The organism is Methanophagales archaeon, assembly GCA_021159465.1.
GTDB lineage: Archaea > Halobacteriota > Syntropharchaeia > Alkanophagales > Methanospirareceae > G60ANME1.
The window spans coordinates 1-2,937 of the sequence record JAGGRR010000239.1; the positions used below are offsets into that span (position 1 = coordinate 1).

Here is a 2,937-nt window from a genome sequence, read left to right on the forward strand (position 1 = left end):
GCCTCGATTATATCAAACCCAATCCAATTTATATGTGCAACACCTGTCGAACTGATAAAGTCCTCCTCACCTGTTATTTTACTGAAATAACTCCTTACAATTTCAATTGCCCTTTCCATATTAACTTCTGACATGTTCTATTTTTATATTTTTTATCTTAAAAAGGTTATCTATAACATAGATGGCTATTACAAGATCGGTCATTCATGATCGCCCGTAGGAACTAACTTATAGAACTATAACTCCAGTATAGCATCAGCATCATATACACCGTTAAATATTCTCCATCAATTCCCTGCCTTAATATGAATTTATGATTCTCTTCTTAGAACTTCTTAGAACTTTTGCATGCTCTCTATCAACGCTTTCCCGAGTTTGGAAAGCCGATAGTATGTCGCTTTTTTATGCTCTACCTTCTCTACAATCCTCTGTGTGAGTAGAGAACTTTCCGCATCGAACCTGTTGCCCATGCCTCGCAACCCACCGAGTACATTTGTAGGGTCTATCCCGGTGTTACGCGATATCTCTGCGGGATATGAAGCCTTGGGATATATCTTATAGAGGTACATCACGATTTCAGTTCTCACACGGCTTCTTCTAAGAGACCGCAGGACCTCCTCAAATAGCACCTCATCATTCTCACTCTCACTCTCACTCATTACCCTCGTTTCCTCGCTTCCTCAACAGCCTTTCAAGCGCTTCAAATAGATTCTTTATTGTGAAAAGTTTCCACAGGTATTCATCTGCTCCTGCAGCCAGCGCTGCATCCTTATACTCAGACATACCCAACGCAGTGATTGCGATGATCAAAGCGTTTGGGTCATATTTCTTTATTCCCCTTATCGCTTGAATCCCATCCATCTCCTCCATGACCAGGTCCATGGTGACGATATCGGGCTTCAATTCTTTGTATTTCTCCACCGCTTCCTTTCCATTAACTGCGAAAAACACCACTTCATAGCTCCTCTCTTCCTGGTGCAGCATCTCCTGCAGCATCTCGCGCATGTATGCCGCATTTTCCACAATCAATACCCGCTTTTTCTTCTCACCCATATTACGCACCCTCTTTTATTGTCTTTTGTCTTTTTGGTATTATAAAGAAGAACTCTGATCCCTTTCCTACTTCACTTCTTGCCCATACTATCCCGCCATGTAATTTCACATATTCCTTAACTATAGATAAACCCAGCCCAAGACTTCCTGATTTACGTGTCAACGAAGTATCAACCATATAAAATCACTCAAAGATCTTTGGCAGGTGCTCCTCTGGAATGCCAATTCCTGTATCTGCAACACATGCACGTATATCCTCTCCCCTGTCCCCCACATTAATATTTATCTTCCCTCCCTCAGGGGTATATTTGATCACATTGGAGACCAGGTTACTGAAGATAGCGATTGATTTCTGCTTATCAGCTTGGATTTCTATATCCGGGATGGACATAGAGACTTTTTGTCTCTTCTCTTTTGCCTCGGGTTCAAGGCTCTTAACCACTTCCGATACAAGTTCAGGAAGATGCACCCATCCCAAACTCAGCTCTATCTTCTTACCGTCAATGCGTGCGAGTTCTAACATCCGATTGATTAGCTTCTCAAGTTGCCGTGCCGATTGCTCTATATTATATAGATACCTCTTCCCTTTATCCGGGAGCTCACAGCGCTCCAGCATACTTGCATACCCCACAATGGGCGCAAGGGGTGACCGCAGCTCATGATAAGCCACGTTAAGGAAATCGCTCTTCATCTTGTCCAGCTCCGCAAGTCTTTTACAGGTCTCACGCAGTTCTTCCTCCTTCTTCTTCAACTCTGTCATGTCAAGCAATGATGCGATACACCCATCTGCTCCCGGAATCGGCTCTATCCAGGCATTCACATGTTTTATATTCCCATTACGGCTGACAAACTTGAATTCACTGCATGCCGGTGCTTCACCTTTTCTCCTTTTCTCGCAATAATTCTGAACCCTATCCCGGTCTTCATCAGCAATGAAATCAATCCACTTCTTACCCTTTATTTCTTCCCTTGAATATCCGCTCAGGATTTCGAATTCTTTGTTTGCCAAAGATACGAATTTGCCATGTTCAATGACACAAAAGGCAGTGAGTGTGTGCTCGAAAATCACACGGTATTGCTCTTTAGCATCCCTTAACTCATCCTCCATTCGCTTTCGATCACTTATATCCCTGAATATCGTTAATTTTGATATAGTGCCATCAATATTCTTCAGAGGAGTCTCAAAGAGGTCATAAGTCCTGTTAGTTCTGCGAGAGTGCCACTCCCACCTCACTGTCTTTCCTTTCATTACCTCCGGATTTTTGCACATTGGACAGGGCTCGTCTCTATTATGAAACGCCTTATAGCAGATATCACCAATATGGTCCCCAAATGCATCAATCAAAACCTTGTTCATAAACTCTACTTTATAGTCTTTTGATACAATGTACACACCATCATCCATGCTCTCAAGTATCAAATTCAGGTTGTCACGCTCCTCCTTTATTTTCTCTTCCAGCTCCACTTCTTTTGTTATATCTCTGCTCACACGAACAGTGCCTATCGGTATTCCATTTCTGTCCTTTAACAATGCCGCTGACATGCTGATATGTACAGGCTTTTTATCCTTATTTAACACGGTTGTTCTATAATTCTTGAGTTTGCCATCTCTCTGCACAATTTCCATTATTCTCTCCGCTTCCTCAGGCTCAGCAAAGAATTTTTTGTTGCTGGTTCCTATTACCTCCTCTGCTGTGTAACCCATGTAGTCTTCTGCTGCTTTGTTCCAGGAACGCACTATACCCTTCCATATCCACGACAACAATCGCATCCGCAGAACTCGTAATAATATTATCCAGATATTCTTTTGTTTCCTTTAAAGTCTCTTGTGCTGTGTTGCACAATTAAACTTTCTTCAAAACTTTCTTCACTATAAGATTTTAC

At 42.1% G+C, this 2,937-nt stretch carries 4 protein-coding genes; all 4 read right to left on the bottom strand.

The features are described 5' to 3' along the window. Positions 1-335: 335 nt before the first annotated feature. The 4 genes from J7J01_09975 to J7J01_09990 are packed head-to-tail and all read right to left on the bottom strand — an operon-like array spanning position 336 to position 2,824. Positions 336-659 carry a hypothetical protein gene (locus tag J7J01_09975; GenBank protein MCD6211186.1) on the bottom strand — a complete coding sequence of 108 codons (324 nt, stop codon included), beginning with the start codon at positions 657-659 and terminating at the stop codon, positions 336-338. Continuing rightward, positions 652-1,053 carry a response regulator gene (locus J7J01_09980; protein MCD6211187.1) on the bottom strand — a complete coding sequence of 134 codons (402 nt, stop codon included), beginning with the start codon at positions 1,051-1,053 and terminating at the stop codon, positions 652-654. The genes J7J01_09975 and J7J01_09980 overlap by 8 nt, the downstream gene beginning before the upstream one ends. Before the next feature lies 1 nt (position 1,054). After that, positions 1,055-1,231, bottom strand: coding sequence for a hypothetical protein (locus J7J01_09985; protein MCD6211188.1), 177 nt, complete (start codon positions 1,229-1,231; stop codon positions 1,055-1,057). A 6-nt stretch (positions 1,232-1,237) separates the two neighbouring features. Continuing rightward, on the bottom strand, positions 1,238-2,824 hold the full coding sequence (locus tag J7J01_09990; GenBank protein MCD6211189.1) for a PAS domain S-box protein: 1,587 nt from the start codon (positions 2,822-2,824) through the stop codon (positions 1,238-1,240). Positions 2,825-2,937 lie beyond the last annotated feature (113 nt).